Source organism: Bifidobacterium catenulatum PV20-2 (genome assembly GCF_000800455.1).
Taxonomy (GTDB): Bacteria; Actinomycetota; Actinomycetes; order Actinomycetales; family Bifidobacteriaceae; genus Bifidobacterium; species Bifidobacterium kashiwanohense_A.
In genome coordinates this window covers 443,862-458,847 of sequence record NZ_CP007456.1, presented here as the reverse complement: position 1 = coordinate 458,847, position 14,986 = coordinate 443,862, and the positions used below count along the sequence as shown (strand labels likewise).

General features: G+C 57.1%; 21 protein-coding genes and 1 tRNA gene. 2 read left to right on the top strand and 20 right to left on the bottom strand.

Annotated features, from left to right (window positions below; genetic code table 11):
- Positions 1-100 precede the first annotated feature (100 nt).
- Together AH68_RS01905 and AH68_RS01895 are read left to right on the top strand one after the other, a co-directional pair.
- Complete coding sequence (locus AH68_RS01905; protein ID WP_173405836.1) at positions 101-910, top strand: hypothetical protein; 810 nt, start codon at positions 101-103, stop codon at positions 908-910.
- A 219-nt stretch (positions 911-1,129) separates the two neighbouring features.
- A tRNA-Ser gene (locus AH68_RS01895) sits at positions 1,130-1,215 on the top strand.
- Between the two features lie 44 nt (positions 1,216-1,259).
- On the opposite strand, the gene AH68_RS01890 is transcribed toward AH68_RS01895, so the two are convergent.
- The 20 genes from AH68_RS01890 to rplX form a co-directional block, all read right to left on the bottom strand.
- On the bottom strand, positions 1,260-2,060 hold the full coding sequence (locus AH68_RS01890; protein WP_039197154.1) for a transglutaminase family protein: 801 nt from the start codon (positions 2,058-2,060) through the stop codon (positions 1,260-1,262).
- A gap of 135 nt (positions 2,061-2,195) precedes the next feature.
- Complete coding sequence (locus tag AH68_RS01885) at positions 2,196-4,376, bottom strand: circularly permuted type 2 ATP-grasp protein (RefSeq protein ID WP_039197153.1); 2,181 nt, start codon at positions 4,374-4,376, stop codon at positions 2,196-2,198.
- 288 nt (positions 4,377-4,664) lie between these two features.
- Entirely contained in the window at positions 4,665-5,585 is a 921-nt protein-coding gene (gene truA / locus AH68_RS01880) for a tRNA pseudouridine(38-40) synthase TruA (protein ID WP_039197151.1), read from the bottom strand.
- Positions 5,586-5,688: 103 nt separating this feature from the next.
- A complete protein-coding gene (rplQ, locus tag AH68_RS01875) occupies positions 5,689-6,171 on the bottom strand; it encodes a 50S ribosomal protein L17 (protein WP_033500843.1) in 483 nt (160 codons plus the stop codon).
- A gap of 88 nt (positions 6,172-6,259) precedes the next feature.
- Positions 6,260-7,258 (bottom strand): DNA-directed RNA polymerase subunit alpha, encoded by a 999-nt coding sequence (locus AH68_RS01870; RefSeq protein WP_003835980.1) that lies wholly within the window; start codon positions 7,256-7,258, stop codon positions 6,260-6,262.
- An 80-nt stretch (positions 7,259-7,338) separates the two neighbouring features.
- Complete coding sequence (gene rpsK, locus AH68_RS01865; RefSeq protein ID WP_003808141.1) at positions 7,339-7,737, bottom strand: 30S ribosomal protein S11; 399 nt, start codon at positions 7,735-7,737, stop codon at positions 7,339-7,341.
- An 84-nt stretch (positions 7,738-7,821) separates the two neighbouring features.
- The gene (rpsM, locus tag AH68_RS01860) at positions 7,822-8,199 is read right to left on the bottom strand and encodes a 30S ribosomal protein S13 (protein ID WP_003808138.1); all 378 of its coding nucleotides are present in this window, start codon (positions 8,197-8,199) and stop codon (positions 7,822-7,824) included.
- Between the two features lie 136 nt (positions 8,200-8,335).
- Positions 8,336-8,449, bottom strand: coding sequence for a 50S ribosomal protein L36 (gene rpmJ, locus AH68_RS01855; protein ID WP_003808136.1), 114 nt, complete (start codon positions 8,447-8,449; stop codon positions 8,336-8,338).
- Positions 8,450-8,471: 22 nt separating this feature from the next.
- The gene (gene infA, locus AH68_RS01850; protein ID WP_003808114.1) at positions 8,472-8,690 is read right to left on the bottom strand and encodes a translation initiation factor IF-1; all 219 of its coding nucleotides are present in this window, start codon (positions 8,688-8,690) and stop codon (positions 8,472-8,474) included.
- A 187-nt stretch (positions 8,691-8,877) separates the two neighbouring features.
- On the bottom strand, positions 8,878-9,438 hold the full coding sequence (locus AH68_RS01845) for an adenylate kinase (RefSeq protein WP_034879906.1): 561 nt from the start codon (positions 9,436-9,438) through the stop codon (positions 8,878-8,880).
- A 109-nt stretch (positions 9,439-9,547) separates the two neighbouring features.
- Positions 9,548-10,885 (bottom strand): preprotein translocase subunit SecY, encoded by a 1,338-nt coding sequence (gene secY / locus AH68_RS01840; protein WP_039197104.1) that lies wholly within the window; start codon positions 10,883-10,885, stop codon positions 9,548-9,550.
- Between the two features lie 246 nt (positions 10,886-11,131).
- Complete coding sequence (gene rplO / locus AH68_RS01835) at positions 11,132-11,578, bottom strand: 50S ribosomal protein L15 (RefSeq protein WP_003835984.1); 447 nt, start codon at positions 11,576-11,578, stop codon at positions 11,132-11,134.
- Positions 11,579-11,580: 2 nt separating this feature from the next.
- A complete protein-coding gene (gene rpmD, locus AH68_RS01830; protein ID WP_171842402.1) occupies positions 11,581-11,766 on the bottom strand; it encodes a 50S ribosomal protein L30 in 186 nt (61 codons plus the stop codon).
- A complete protein-coding gene (rpsE, locus tag AH68_RS01825; RefSeq protein WP_039197102.1) occupies positions 11,763-12,488 on the bottom strand; it encodes a 30S ribosomal protein S5 in 726 nt (241 codons plus the stop codon). Before rpsE ends, rpmD begins: the two co-directional genes overlap by 4 nt.
- On the bottom strand, positions 12,485-12,856 hold the full coding sequence (gene rplR, locus AH68_RS01820) for a 50S ribosomal protein L18 (protein ID WP_003835989.1): 372 nt from the start codon (positions 12,854-12,856) through the stop codon (positions 12,485-12,487). Before rplR ends, rpsE begins: the two co-directional genes overlap by 4 nt.
- The gene (gene rplF, locus AH68_RS01815; RefSeq protein WP_039197098.1) at positions 12,856-13,395 is read right to left on the bottom strand and encodes a 50S ribosomal protein L6; all 540 of its coding nucleotides are present in this window, start codon (positions 13,393-13,395) and stop codon (positions 12,856-12,858) included. The genes rplR and rplF overlap by 1 nt, the downstream gene beginning before the upstream one ends.
- A 17-nt stretch (positions 13,396-13,412) precedes the next feature.
- A complete protein-coding gene (gene rpsH, locus AH68_RS01810; RefSeq protein WP_003808048.1) occupies positions 13,413-13,811 on the bottom strand; it encodes a 30S ribosomal protein S8 in 399 nt (132 codons plus the stop codon).
- 83 nt (positions 13,812-13,894) lie between these two features.
- Positions 13,895-14,080, bottom strand: a complete 186-nt coding sequence (locus tag AH68_RS01805) for a type Z 30S ribosomal protein S14 (RefSeq protein WP_003808046.1) — start codon at positions 14,078-14,080, stop codon at positions 13,895-13,897.
- Position 14,081: 1 nt separating this feature from the next.
- Positions 14,082-14,654: a 50S ribosomal protein L5 gene (gene rplE / locus AH68_RS01800; RefSeq protein WP_003835992.1), complete on the bottom strand. Its 573-nt coding sequence runs from the start codon at positions 14,652-14,654 to the stop codon at positions 14,082-14,084.
- Positions 14,651-14,986 carry a 50S ribosomal protein L24 gene (gene rplX / locus AH68_RS01795; RefSeq protein ID WP_003808040.1) on the bottom strand — a complete coding sequence of 112 codons (336 nt, stop codon included), beginning with the start codon at positions 14,984-14,986 and terminating at the stop codon, positions 14,651-14,653. Before rplX ends, rplE begins: the two co-directional genes overlap by 4 nt.

Sequence of the window (14,986 nt, the reverse complement as noted above, 5' to 3'; positions counted from 1 at the left end):
CAGTCAACTATTAGTCTAATGTTTCATGCAGACACGTTCCCCTCTTTTCCCCTCGGTCTCGTCGACCTCAAGACGCGTCTGCGTCTTGGCATGCATAGGCGTGCTTGTAGCATCACTGACCGCCTGCTCCGCTCCCCGAATCGCAGGTCGCGCCGAAGCGGAACAGCAGCCAAGTCCTTGTGAGAAGGCGTATGCCGACGCGACTGCCAACGCCGACATCATGGCAGACAGGTCACGCCATATCGTTATGCGCTATCTTGCCGCACAGGAGGCGGTTTCAGATTGGGCAAACACCGCGGCCTACTGTCCTGCACGGTTCGCCGACGGCACGTTGCGTAGTGCGCAGGCCCGTCACACTGCCCGTTTGATGGCGGCGCGACTTGCGATCAACATCGCACAGCCCACGCTGTCGCGTTGCGATGACATTGATTCACTTGATGTTGACGCGGATTCGCTTTCCGCCATGTCCGTTGCGGAAGATCAGGCCGGATTCGCAATGGGGGTCTTCGCAGCACGTTCCATCGGACATGCGACGCTTGATATCAGCGACCGTCATAAAACAACTTCGCAGCGGCTGATTTCCTTCTCTGGAGCTGAAGATACCCGTGCGAAAGCCTATGATGTCGCGCAATTGCTCGCTCATCCCGATACTATTGTGGATTCCGCAACTGGATTGTTCGCACCGACCGACGCCGTCATTGAAATGAATTGCGCGCGCAGCGAAATCGCAGCCGTCGCATCAAGTTCGAATTCGACGAGCGACTCAGCGCAATCCCGCACGACCGCGGAAAACTCTTCGGATGATTCAAGGCAACAGTCTCTGGGCATACTTACCAGCATGATCGCCGACCGTGTGGATCTGGCTCTCACATGGGGCTATCCATCATTCGACGAAGCATTGTTCGAATAGCGCACACCAACGCACACCAACACATGCCAGTTCATACAACAATCCACGCAGCAGTTCACGCGATACCCACGCAACCGCGAGCATGACAACGTGACGCATCATCCATGCAGCCAAGACACGCCGAACAATCGCAAACATCGCAAAAATCTCATAGCTGGATTTGACAATCGCCAAAGCTGTGGCAGAATAATCAAGTTGCTTGTCTTCAAGCAGCGCAATGGATAAGTGTCCGAGCGGTCTAAGGAGCACGCCTCGAAAGCGTGTGAGGGCAAACCCCTCCGCGAGTTCGAATCTCGCCTTATCCGCAAGTGGAAAAACCGGAGCAACGGCGCTTCGGTTTTTTTATTGTTTACAGCTCCTGTTCATGCACGGAGGCGTTCACCCACTGGTGCTGTTGCACATTGCATCCGGAGAAAATACCGATGTCAAGCATGCAATCACGGTAATCACGACCGTGCGCGATGGTGATGTAATTGTCATCGACCATACGGTTGTGTGTCGGGTCAAGACCGATCCAACGCTCGTTGTGGTACACCTCCACCCAAGCGTGCGTGGCACCTTCTCCGTTCAGCAATCCGGCGATATAACGCGCGGTGAGCCCAACATGGCGGCACACTGACAGCATGACATGCGCATAATCCTGGCATACGCCCTTATGCTGGGCGAGCGCCTCCTCCGCAGTGGTGCGGATGGTGGTGGAATCCGGCGTATACACGAACGTCTTGAACACCTCATCCATCACTTCCCTCGCCTGATCCACCGGTGTGCTGCCTGCAGGCAAGGCCGCGATGCGCGTCTTGCACACGTCGATCAGCGCATTGACTGCCGGCCCGGGAATGGTCAGCGCGGAATTGAAGCGATACAGCGGCTTGTAGATTTCCGATTTGATATGCGCGTTGTCCACGAACGCGATGCCGGTCACCGAATAGTTGAACACTGTGTGCGGTTCGGGAATAAACCCGGTCATCACCACGGAATCGAAGGAATCGACGGTGGTTTCAAGCTCGACTTCGGGCTCGATGTTCACTTCCACGTCCACAACCTGCTGCCGAGGACCTGTCGCGGGAATGCAGCGCAGCTGAAAACGATGGTCCGTCACAGGCGAGCTGAATGAGAGCTTCATCTCATAATCAAACACCAGTTTCTTCACATCGACTCCTCAGTAGCGTCTCAGCAGCGTTATTCTTTCACGGTACCATGGAAAACCGCTCAAGCCGTTATACACGACCTGAGCGGTCCAAGGCAACCGACCCACCATTTCAGCGTGTATGCGTGCCTTCGCCTTTCACGGGCGTTTCGCATCCATGTTCATGGCATTGAGCATGCCCAGATCCTTCAGCTCCTTCGTGCAGATACGGTCGTTGAAGTCCTGCAGCAATGCACCCAATCGCTCCGCCAAATCGGCATAGCCACGATCCGGCAGCTGCCCGACCAGCCAACGCAAACCGTCAACGAAGCATTGCGGCACCGGCAATCCTTCCAACGGAAGAATATAATTGGCGAGTTTGGAGAGCGGCGCCTTCAATTCGTCCATGGAATAGCCGAATCGCGTATACAAATCCAGTCGTTCCAAGTATTTTCCTACGAAAATGAAGGATTTCAAGGTGGGATCGACGGAAGAATTCTCCACTCCACCCCAGAAGGCGAGCATATTGTCGGCAATATCGCGATGTTTGAAAATATCCGCTTCCGACGTGCCTCGTTCTGCCGCCTCCACAATCGAACTCATGGCAAGCTCAACTTGCTGCAGCAAACGGGAGCTCAATTCCGGACGTAGAATCACCGCGTTGTTGAATGCGTAGACGATGGCGCTACGCACCGAATCCGGGTTCTTCTCGTCGTACAGGAAACTGTGGATGAACGCGTCGAAATCCTCGAAATCCTCAGGTAGGTCCAACGCACGCGCGAACGGGCGGAACGCGTCCACATCCGTGTCCATCACACGGTCGTAGAAGGGGAAGAACTGGTTCAGCGTGGTGAACACACGTTCCGTATAACGCCCCAGCCAATACAGGTTGTCGGCCTTCGACGCCGTGACCAACGCCAGCGAATGCTTGCGGGACTGCTCCAGCAGATGAATATTTTCCGAACCGGGCACCGAATCGTGTTCCACACCGGAATCCTTGGCAAGCACCCACGTATCTTTGAAACCGCCGCCCTGCGACGAATTGACGATCATCTGACCGGGCACCGACGAATAGCGCGTCAGGCCCGAATACCACACGTGCGTGTTCTTGCCGGTCACCACGAACGCGCGCAGATCGCACTTGCGCGGGCTCATCTCACCGGTTTCAGGATCTACCACATCGATGTCTTTGAACTGGATGACCTCCTGCGCGATGAACCGGCGCGGTTCGGCTTTGATGCGGTCAGCGAGCTCCTCACGCTGGGTTGTGTCAAGAGACGAGCCGAAGACCACACCATAGCCGCCCGCTTCGGCAACATCCTTGATCACAAGCTCACCGATGCGTCCGAGCACCTCCTTGCGGTCCTGTTCGAACATCGGCATGTAGGTCGGCGCATTGTGCAGAATCGGTTCCTCGCCCAGATAGTATCGAATCATGGCGGGCACAAAATAGTAGATCGCCTTGTCGTCAGCGGCACCATTGCCCGGTGCATTGACGATCGCCACATTGCCGGCACGATATGCGGAAAGAATGCCCGGCACGCCGATCACGGAATCCGGATTGAATGCGAAAGGATCGAGATATTCGTCCGACAAGCGACGGTAGACCACGCCCACACGATGGCGTTTGCCCGCATAATCAAGGAAATACACCTTGTTGTCAACCACTTCAAGATCTTCCGGAAACGCCAGCGCGGCGCCGGTTTTTTCCGCCAAATAGGCATGCTCGAAAAACGCAGAATTGTATCGCCCTGGCGTCAGCACCACGGCAATGCCCTCCGTGGAGACGAAATCCATGGACTTGCGCAGCAAACGGGGATAATCGCGGTTGTCTCGCACATGCACGTCACGGAACAGGCTCGGTGTGATCCTACGTTCGATATCGCGTGCGAACAGCGGATAGCTGGCACCGGAAGGAATGCGCAGATTGTCTTCCAGCACCCACCATTTGCCGTCCTGTCCTTGCACCAGATCCTCGCCTGCGATATGCGCGAACACGCCGCCCGGAGGGGTCACGCCGTTGACCTGCGGGAAATATCCTGCCGAAGTGTATACGTATTCTTCGGGGATAATGCCGTCCTTGATGACTTTCTTATCGGAATACACGTCCCGCAGATAGGCGTTCAGCGCATTCACGCGCTGCTTGAGACCCGCCTCCATCTCGTCGAATTCGTTGGATTCGATGATACGGGGAATCGGATCATACGGAAAGAGACGGTCATGGTATTCGCCGTCCTTGTAAATACCGAAACGAACGCCATTGCGGCTCAACTCGCGGTTGATCGACTCACGGCGATTCACCAGTTCCGTCGCCAACCTGCGTGCAGCGGATTCAATCATCGGTTCACACTCCTTCTACCCCTAAAACGTATGCCAGACTCAGGCCCATGCCTTGATAGAAGAGAACGTAATGGCTTCCGATTACCGTAAAATACTGCGAATTGTTACAGTTGCGTCTCGGTTACGGACTTGTCAGACCGTCGTAACCTCGCTGTGACATTACGCACGATTCACGCATTCTTTTCGGTGGAATTCCGATTCCTGCGTTCTTTTCGTGCTTCCGAAACGATTCCGGAACGCATATTCGCGCAATGTGCGCCGTGCCGACGTATATTTCCACGCCCGTTTTCATAGCGTGCGCTTTGCCCGGATCGTTTCGGCACGAATCGCCAACTGGTCGTCTTCCGGATATTCGATATGTTCGAGCGTCAATCCTTGCGGAGCGATCGGACCGGTGCTGCCTTCACGCAACGGCGTTGCCATTTTTTCGGCGAACCAATCCAAGGAACGTTTGCCGATACCAACCTGTACGCAACCGTTAACCAATGAACGCACCATATTGCGCGCGAATGCGTCGGCGACGATGGTGAAGCAGAGCAGTCCCGATTCCAAGGCGGGCGTTCGGTACCGCTCCCCCATGGTGGTTCCGTCGTCGATAAGCGGATGCTGCGGTATACGCCTCCAATATGCGGTTTTGACCTCGCGTATGGTGGTTCCTCCTGGATTGGGAGTTGCGAACGAGCCGAAATCATGCAGACCGATCGTCATTTCAGCAGCCTTGTTCATGGCGTCGATGTCAAGATCATCGTCGATATGCAGCACGCAACTTCTGATACGTGGATCGATTTCGCTTGATCGGTCGGCAATGCGATATACGTAAGTGCGTTCCAGCGCAGAGAAACGTGCGTCAAATCCTTCAGGAGCCTCTTTAATGGAACGAATGGCGATATCGTTCGGCAGCATGCGTTGCAGTCGTCGTGTCAACGCCATCACCGGTTCGACCTGCATATGCCCGACGCAACGTGCAAGCGTCTCCTCATTGATATCGAGATGGCAAACTTGGTGCGACGCGTGCACGCCGGTATCGGTACGACCTGCGACAGTCAGGCGCAGCGGCTCATTGTCGTCGCCTTCCGGCACGCGCAGAATGGTATGCAACACACGTTCGATTTCCCCCTGTACGGTGCGCATGTCAGGCTGTTTCGCCCATCCGTAAAAATCAGCGCCGTCATATGCCAAGTCGATACGTAATCTCACGGCAATGAGCATAACAAAAGGCGCATAACAACACATGACAACGCATAACAAAAAAGGCTGGGAACCTTTCGATTCCCAGCCTTTTCATCAGCTAGTCAAGCCTGCTTGATGCCAATCACTCGGCGTTCTCTGCGGTGGCTTCCGGAGCCTCAACCGGTGCCTCTTCGACAACCGGAGCTTCTTCAGCGGCAACCTTGGTTGCAGCTTCGGCTTCCTTGACCACAGCCTGCTTCGGGCTCACCGGCTCGGTGACGAGCTCGATGATGGCTGCCGGAGCAGCATCGCCACGACGCGGAGCAATCTTGACGATGCGGGTGTAGCCACCCTCACGCTGCTCCATCTGCTCGGCGATCTCGGTGAACAGCTTGTGCACGACGGACTTGTTGCGGATGACACGCATCACGCGACGACGGCTGTGCAGATCACCACGCTTGGCGAGCGTGATCAGACGCTCAGCCAGCGGACGAAGGCGCTTGGCCTTCGGCAGGGTGGTGGTGATGCGGCCACGCTGGAACAGGCTGGTAGCCATGTTCGCGAGCATAAGACGCTCATGAGCCGGGCTGGAGGCCAGACGCGGACCCTTCTTTGGTGTAGGCATTGTTTCTCCTTGAAAGCCCCGTCGGATTCAGGTGGGCAGTCGCCCGAACATCCGAATCCGACGAAGCGGTTAGGTCAAAAGCGGCGAATCACTCGTCTTCCGGCGAGAAGAAGGTGCCGCCTTCGAGGTTGTTGGTATCGAAGTTGCCCAACGGGGAAGCCTTGAGAGCCAGACCCAAGGACTGGAGCTTTTCTTTGACTTCGTCGATGGACTTCATACCGAAATTGCGGATGTCGAGCAGATCCTGCTCAGTGTGGGCGACCAGCTCGCCGATCGTGTGGATGCCTTCACGCTTCAGGCAGTTGTAGCTGCGCTGGGTGAGATTGAGATCCTCGATCGGAACGGCCATCTCCGGGTTGGTTTCCTCTGCCACCGGGGCAGGTCCAACCTCGACGCCCTCAGCCTGGGTGTTAAGCTCACGGCACAGGCCGAAGAGTTCCACCAGGGTGGAGCCTGCGGATGCGACTGCATCGCGCGGGGAGATTGCCGGCTTGGTCTCCACGTCCAGGATGAGCTTGTCGAAGTCAGTACGCTGTTCAACGCGGGTGGCTTCCACACGATAGCTCACCTTGAGCACCGGGGAGTAAATCGAATCGACCGGAATACGACCGATCTCGGCGTTATCCTGCTTGTTCATCTGGGCAGGCACATAACCGCGGCCACGCTCGACAGTGAACTCGATTTCGAGCTCACCATCTTCCGCGAGGGTTGCGATATGCATATCCGGGTTGGCGATGGTGACGCCGGCCGGAGGGGTGATGTCACCCGCGGTGGCCTCGCCCTTGCCGCTCTTGCGCAGATACATGACAACCGGCTCATCGTATTCGCTGGTGAGCACGATGCCCTTGATGTTCAACAGGATCTCGGTAACGTCCTCTTCAACACCCGGCAGAGTGGTGAACTCGTGCGGGACGCCGGAGATACGCACCGAAGTCACAGCCGCTCCAGGGATGGAGCTCAGGAGGGTACGGCGCAGCGAATTGCCAAGCGTGTAGCCGAAACCAGGCTCGAGAGGCTCGATGGTGAAGCGGGAACGCTGAGGGTTGAGAGATTCCTCGGTAAGTGTCGGACGCTGTGCGATAAGCACTGTGGTTATCCTTTCAGCTTCAGGCCGGTGGTGCACTCACCGGCCATAAGCGGCGTTGGATTGATGATTTCTTTTAGTGCTCAGACGCGACGGCGCTTCGGAGGACGAACGCCGTTGTGTGCCTGCGGGGTGACGTCGGTGATGGAACCGACTTCGAGTCCGGCGGACTGCAGGGAACGGATAGCGGTTTCACGACCGGAACCCGGACCCTTCACGAACACGTCGACCTTCTTCAGACCGTGCTCCATAGCCTTGCGGGCTGCGGATTCAGCGGCCATGCCAGCGGCGTACGGCGTGGACTTGCGGGAGCCCTTGAAGCCGACATCGCCACCGGACGCCCAGGACACAACTGCGCCGGACGGGTCGGTGATCGAAATGATGGTGTTGTTGAAAGTGGACTTGATGTGCGCCTGCCCAACCGGGACCGACTTACGGTCGCGGCGACGCGGCTTGCGCGCGGCTTGCTTTTGAGCTGCCATTGACCCTCGTTTCCTAATAACGAATTTGCTTTGTTGTTCAGGCGATGAAACTTACGTCTCGTGGTCTGAACTGACAGCCACCGATTACTTGGTGGCCTTCTTCTTTCCGGCGACCGTACGCTTCGGACCCTTGCGGGTACGTGCATTGGTCTTGGTGCGCTGACCGCGCACAGGAAGTCCCTTACGGTGACGCTGGCCTTGGTAGCAGTTGATCTGAATCTTACGACGGATATCCGCATCGATTTCACGACGCAGATCGCCCTCGATCTTGTAGTTACCTTCGAGGTAGTCACGCAGCGTGATCAGCTGCTCATCCGTCAGATCCTTGACGCGAATATCCGGGTTGATACCGGTCGCGGCAAGCGTTTCCTTGGCACGAGTACGACCCACACCAAAGATGTAGGTGAGGGCGATCTCGATGCGCTTCTCATTGGGGATGTCGACTCCGGCAAGACGTGCCATTGCGATTCCTTCTGTTTTCCGCAGGTCTTGCACCGAGTCGTCCGGTTTCCCGGCCCGGGCCTGCGTACCCGGGGTTCATATCGCTTGCGCGATCTGTGACTCAGCGCCTGTACTTATTGTGCCGCTGGATCTACTCTCAGCCCTGGCGCTGCTTGTGGCGCGGGTTGACGCAGATCACCATGACGCGGCCGTGACGACGGATCACGCGGCAATTCTCGCAGATCCTCTTCACACTAGGGCTGACCTTCATGGTTTTCCTTTGCTTGTGTACCTTACTTGTAACGGTACGTAATACGGCCGCGGTTCAGATCGTAAGGGCTCATTTCAAGCACAACTCGATCCTGCGGCAGAATGCGGATGTAGTTCTTCCTCATCTTGCCCGAGATGGTTGCGAGCACGATATGCTTGTTCTCGAGTTCAACGCGGAACATCGCGTTCGGCAGTGCCTCCACTACCTGTCCTTCGACTTCAATCACACCGTCTTTAGCCATGAGCCTCGTTCCGTTCTTTGGCGATTACTATGCGTGCCCGAAGACACACCAACTTGCAAGAATACACGAAAACGGGAATTACGGCATGTTCGGCGTGTCGTAATTCCCGTTTTCGATTGATTTATGGTATTTTACTGGGCTTTCTTATCTATGCATACGATTCGAATCAGCCCAATCCTCAGCTATCTCAGCCGAGTTCAGCCACGATGGTGGACTGAATCTCTTCGACGGAACCGACGCCGTTGAAGGTCTTCAGCAGGCCACGCTCTTCGTAGGTTGCCAGCAGCGGAGCGGTTTCCTTGGCATATACGTCGAGGCGCTTGGCGATTGCTTCCGGAGTGTCGTCGGAGCGGCCTTCAATCTCGGCGCGCTTCTTCATGCGCTCCATAAGCACGTCATGGTCAGCATCAAGAGCCACCACGGCGTCCAGAGGAGTGTTCAGATCGGCGAGGATGGCGTCCAACGCTTCGACCTGGGAGGCGTTGCGCGGGTAGCCGTCAAGAATCCAACCGTTCTTGGCATCGTCCATGGCCAAGCGATCCTTGACGATCTTGTTGGTCAGCTCGTCAGGAACCAGTTCGCCCTTGTCGATGTATTTCAGTGCCTCAACGCCAAGTTCGGTCTTGTTCTTGATGTTGTAGCGGAAGATATCGCCGGTGGAGATCGCCGGAATACCGTAGTGCTCGCTCAGCAGAGCAGCCTGGGTGCCTTTGCCGACGCCCTGAGGTCCCATGATCAGCAGTCGCATGTTGTTCTCCGTTTCATTTGGCCTCTTTCGAGGCTTTCTGATTCTCGATTAGTTACATGAAAAATCGTGATACCGACTCATGTCGAAACGGTATCACGATTTTGAGGTTTTACTTGCCTTCCTTGTGGTCAGTGCCCTCGAACAGGAATCCAGCGTACTGGAACTGTTCTGTCTGGGCCTTGGCCTGACGCAAGGTGTCGAGGCCGACGCCTGCGATAATCAGGATAGTGGTGCCGCCGAACGGCAACTTGGTGTTGAGGTCAAGCGCCATGATGAGCACGGTCGGAATAAGCGCCACGAATAGTAGGTACACGGCACCGACGGTGTTGAGCCTGTTCATCACGTAGCTCAGATAACGGCTGGTAGCGCTGCCTGCGCGGATTCCAGGAATGAAGCCGCCGTACTGCTTCATGTTGTCTGCGGTCTCGTCCGGGTTGAAGGTGATTTCCGTGTAGAAGAAGCAGAAGAACACGATCATCAACGCGTACAGTGCGATGTACCACACGGAAGTGGTGTTGGCCAGGTTGGAGTTGATCCACTTGACCCAAGACTGGTCGGATTTGCCGAACTGTGCGATCAGGGTCGGGATGGCCAGAATGGAGGACGCGAAGATCGGTGGAATAACGCCGCTCATATTGATCTTCAGCGGCAGATAGGTGGAGGATCCGCCGTACATCTTACGGCCAATCATACGACGGGTGTACTGCACCGGAATACGACGCTGGGAAAGCTCGACGTAGATGACGAGGATCATGATAACCAACAGTACACCGACGACCGCGGCAAACTTCGCCCAATTGCCATCGGTGCCTTTGGTGCCCCAACCGATCTCCCACAACTGCGGCAGGAATCCGGAACAGATGGACATGAAGATAAGGATGGACATACCCTGGCCAAGACCCTTATCGGTGACCAATTCGGCCATCCACATGATCAGGCCCGTACCACCGGTCATAATCAGCACCATGACCACGAGGTTCCAGACGGAACCGTCAGGCACAACCTGGGAGCACCGGTAGTTGAACAGGGCGCCGGAGCGGGCGGTCACCAGAATGGTGGTGGACTGCAGCACAGCAAGGCCAATGGTCAGGTAACGGGTGTACTGGGTCAGCTTGGCTTCGCCAGACTGACCTTCCTTGTGCAGCGCCTCAAAGCGGGGAATAACCACGCGGAGCAGCTGGATGACGATGGATGCCGTGATGTACGGCATGACGCCTAGCGCGAAAATCGACAGCTGCAGCATTGCGCCGCCGGAGAAGAGGTTCACCAGACCAATGAAGTTCTCGGAGGTGCTGTTCATCGAGCCGACGCACTGCTGGACCACCTTGTAGTCGACACCTGGGGTCGGAATGAACGAACCAATACGATAAATGATGATGATACCAAGAGTGAAGAGGATCTTGTTCCTCAACTCCTTGGTTTTCAAGGCCTGGATTAACGTCCTCACCTGGGATTCCTTCCATCGACGTGCGCGCCTGCGCACCCATGCAAAAACAGACTCTACCGGTCGAGTCTAGCGTACGGCGTCTACCTACACGTGGAGTGTTCCATCCTCTGTCATTTTTTATTAGATTTCTGGGCACAGTTTTTCGTTTTTCATTCCCCGTACTGGACCGAAAAACGAAGTGAGGCCTCCCCCGCCTCAGCGGGAGAAGCCTCACTCACGAGCTTAAGTCAGCTACATTCCGTGGAATCAGTCCTCGGAGATGGAGCCGCCGGCAGCCTCAATCTTGGACTTGGCGGAAGCGGAAGCCTTGACACCCTTGATGGTGTAGGCAGCCGAAACCTCGCCGTCGCCCAGAACCTTGACCGGGTAGCCGTCACGCACGGCACCCTTGGCTACCAGATCGGCAACGGTGATCTCGCCACCCTGCGGGAACAGTTCCGCAAGAGCTGCGACGTTGACGACCTGATATTCCTTCTTGAACGGGCTCTTGAAGCCACGCAGCTTCGGAAGGCGCATGTACAGCGGCAGCTGGCCACCTTCGAAGCCCGGGCGAACCTGATAGCGCTTCTTGGTACCCTTGTCGCCACGGCCCGAGGTCTTACCCTTGGAGCCTTCACCACGACCGACGCGAATGCGATCCTTCTTGGCGCCCGGAGCCGGCTTCAGGTCATGCATCTGCAGAATATCTGCCATAATCAGTCAGCCTCCTCAACGGTGACCAGGTGACGGAGAACCAGCAGCTGGCCACGAAGGGCCGGGGTGTCCTCACGAGTCACGGTCTTGCCAATCTTGTTCAGGCCCAGAGTCTGAGCCGCAGCACGCTGCTTCGGAGTGGAGTTCACCAGACCGTGGTGCAGCTTGATGTTCAGGTTAGTCATCACTCACCGTCCTTCTGAGCGGCCTTGGCCTGTGCTTCTTCACGGGCCTTGCGAGCCTCGGCGATGCCTTCGGCGCGAGCACGCAGCAGGGAGTCAGGAGCCACCTCTTCGAGGGACATGCCACGACGAGCTGCGATCTCTTCCGGCTCTTCGAGCTTCTTGAGAGCGTCGACAGTTGCACGCACCACGTTGACGGCGGTGGCGGAGCCCATCGACTTGGTCAGGACGTCGGTGATGCCAGCGCATTCCATGACAGCGCGGACTGCACCGCCGGCGATAACACCGGTACCCGGGGCAGCCGGGCGCAGGAGCACGGTACCTGCGGCATCATGACCGATCACCGGGTGGGTGACGGTGCCCTTGATGCGCGGAACGGTGAACATGTGCTTCTTGGCATCCAGCTGGCCCTTGGCGATTGCAGCCGGGACCTCACGGGACTTGCCGTAGCCGACACCCACGGTGCCGTTGCCGTCGCCAACCACCACGAGGGCGGCGAAGCTGAACGTACGACCACCCTTGTGGGTCTTGGACACACGGTTGATGGTCACCACGCGATCGAGCATCTCGTTCTCGTGAGATTCCTCACGACGGTTACGACGCTCGCCACGACGACCCTCACCACGCTGGCCACGACGGGACTTGCGATCCTCGTTGGTAGCCTCAGCAGCAGCCTGAGTGTTCTGAGTTTCTTCAGCCACTTGGGTTTCCTTTTCGTTGTCGCTCACAGTGCCAGACCTCCCTCGCGGGCGCCTTCAGCGACAGCTGCGACGCGGCCATGATACTTGTTGCCGCCACGATCGAACACAACCGCGGTGATGCCTGCGTCCTGAGCCTTCTTGGCAATCAGTTCGCCGACCTTCTTGGCGGCTTCGGTCTTGGTGCCCTCGAAACCAGCGAAATCGCTCATCAGAGTGGATTCGCTCACCAAGGTAATGCCCTTGGTGTCGTCGATGATCTGGGCAACCATGTGACGGTTGGAACGGGTAACCACCAGACGCGGGAGCTCCGGGGTACCGCTGATGCGCTTGCGCAAACGAGCGTGACGGCGCTGGAGCGCGACCTTCTTGCCCTTACCGAAAATCTGGACGCTCATTACTTACCAGCCTTTCCAGCCTTGCGCAGGATGCGTTCATCCGAGTACTTGACGCCCTTGCCCTTGTAGGGTTCCGGAGCGCGAAGCTTGCGGATGTTAGCGGCGCACTGGCCGACAGCCTGCTTGTCGATACCCTTGACGATCACCTGGTTCGGGTTCGGCAGTTCGAACTCGATGCCTTCCGGCGGCTCAACAGTGATGGTGTGGGAATAACCGAGGGAGAACTCGATACCCTTACCCTTCGCCTGAGCACGGTAACCGGTGCCGACGATATCCAGGGTCTTGGTATAGCCCTCGTGCACGCCCTTGACCATGCTCGCCACAATGGAACGAGCCAGGCCGTGCTTTGCACGGGTCGGACGCAGATCGTCAGCCGGGATGAGGATGATCTCGTTGCCTTCGACCTGAGCGGTGATGCCTTCCGGAATCTCGTAGGAGTCAGTGCCCTTAACGCCCTTGGCGGTGAAGGACTGACCGTCGATCTTAACTTCCACGCCAGCAGGAATGGTGACGGGGAGCTTACCAATATGCGATGCCATGTTTCAGCTCTCCTTTCTCACCAAACGAAAGCGACGATTTCGCCGCCGATGCCTCGGTCGAGGCATTCCTTCTGGGTCAGCAGTCCTGAGCTAGTCGAGATGATTGCGATGCCAAGGCCACCGAGCGGCATCGGCAGAGCATCGGACTTTGCGTAACGACGCAGGCCCGGCTTGGAGATGCGCTTAATGCCCTGGATGGAACGCTCGCCGTTCGGACCATACTTGAGAGTGACCTCGAGGGTCTGGCCGACCTTGGCTTCCTTAGCGGTGAAGTCCTTGATGTAGCCTTCGCGCTTCAGAATCTCGGCGATGTTCGCCTTGAACTTGGAGTACGGCATATCCACGGTTTCGTGCTTTGCCGCGCTCGCATTACGCAGACGCGTAAGCATGTCTGCGATCGGATCTGTCATTGTCATTTGGGCTTATTGCCCTTTCTCGCCGTGGTTTCCGCCGCCCGCACGCTTTCAGCGATTGGGCCGCGGACCTTCAGCGTCGTTATTTACCAACTGGACTTCGTAACGCCGGGCAGCTCGCCGCGGTGAGCCTTCTCACGAAGGCAGATGCGGCAAAGGCCGAACTTGCGGTAGACGGAGTGAGGACGACCGCAGACCTGGCAACGCGTGTAAGCGCGCACCTTGAACTTCGGCTTAGCGGCCGCCTTGTTCTTAAGAGCGGTTTTTGCCATATCAGTTCTCCTTGAAGGGGAAGCCAAGATGCTTCAGGAGCACACGAGCTTCCTTGTCGTCCTTGGTGCTGGTCACCACGGTGATGTCCATACCGCGCTGGTGATCGATCGAATCCGGATCAATCTCGTGGAACATGGACTGCTCGGTGAGACCAAAGTTGTAGTTGCCCTGACCGTCGAACTGGTTGCCATTGATGCCACGGAAATCGCGGATACGCGGCAGAGCCATGGTCAGAAGGCGATCCAGGAACTCCCACATACGCTCGCCACGCAGGGTGACGTAAGCGCCGATGGCCTGGCCTTCGCGCAGGTGGAACTGTGCGACGGACTTCTTAGCCTTGGTGATCTTCGGCTTCTGGCCGGTGATCAGGGTGAGATCCTTGACGGCACCTTCGATGAGCTTGGAGTCGCGAGCCGCGGCGCCAACGCCCATGGAGACGACGACCTTCTGGACGCGAGCGACCTGCATCGGGTTGGAGTAGTGGAATTCCTTCTCCAGCTCCGGCACAATCTGCTCGTTGTACTTCTGCTTCAAGCGCGGAGTTGCCGGCGCTTCGACAGTGGTATCGGTCATGCCAGCTCCTTTCCGGACTTCTTGGCAACACGCACACGCACGGTCTTCACCTTGCCGTCGCGAGCCTCTTCCTTTTCGACGATGCGCACGCGGGTCGGCTGCTTGGTCTCCGGATCGATGACCATCACGTTGGAGCGATGAATCGGAGCCTCGACAGCCACGATGCCGGCCTGCTGGCCCTGCTGCGTGGCGCGAACGTGCTTCTTGACGATCTGCACGCCTTCAACGATCAGACGATCGTCCTTGAGCACCTGCTTGACGGTGCCTTCCTTGCCGCGATCCTTACCGCGGATGACCTTGACCAGGTCGCCGCTCTTAATCTTGGCTGCCAT